Origin of the sequence: Bacteroides sp. HMSC067B03, from assembly GCF_001811315.1 — a bacterium.
Lineage (GTDB): Bacteria > Bacteroidota > Bacteroidia > Bacteroidales > Bacteroidaceae > Bacteroides > Bacteroides faecis.
The window spans coordinates 1-400 of record NZ_KV804394.1 but is presented as its reverse complement, the minus strand read 5'-3'; the positions used below and the strand labels follow the sequence as shown (position 1 = coordinate 400).

Annotated in this window: 1 protein-coding gene; it reads left to right on the top strand. The window is 49.2% G+C overall.

Features of this window, described 5'->3' with window-relative positions; genetic code table 11:
• Positions 1 to 400, top strand: a 400-nt coding sequence (locus HMPREF2794_RS17160) for an Lcl domain-containing protein (protein WP_139147272.1), incomplete at both ends; no start/stop codon positions are given.

Below are 400 nucleotides of genomic sequence, written 5' to 3'. Positions count from 1 at the left end.
GTAATCAAGGGCTTTATGAAACGGCAGACGGAAAGCAAAATACAGATGCTATCATAGAAGCCACCGCAGGAGTTAAGGATAATTCCGGTGTTGTCGGTGCACCAGCCGCGGAAGCAGCAAAGAACTACAAGGCTTGTACGCTTGAACTGGACGGACTTGAAGACAAAACCGAGTGGTATCTTCCCAGCGAAGGAGAACTCATTACCATCGCTAAATATAAGACCGAAATCAATGAGCTATTATCCTCTGTATCAGGCAATCAAAATATAATTACAACTGACTGGTATTGGAGCAGCACCGAATACGACTCCTCGAGCGCGTGGTGCGTGGGCATGACCAGCGGCTACGTGTCCACGAACAGCCAGACTAGCGCAGGCAGGGTTCGTCCCGTTTCCGCAAT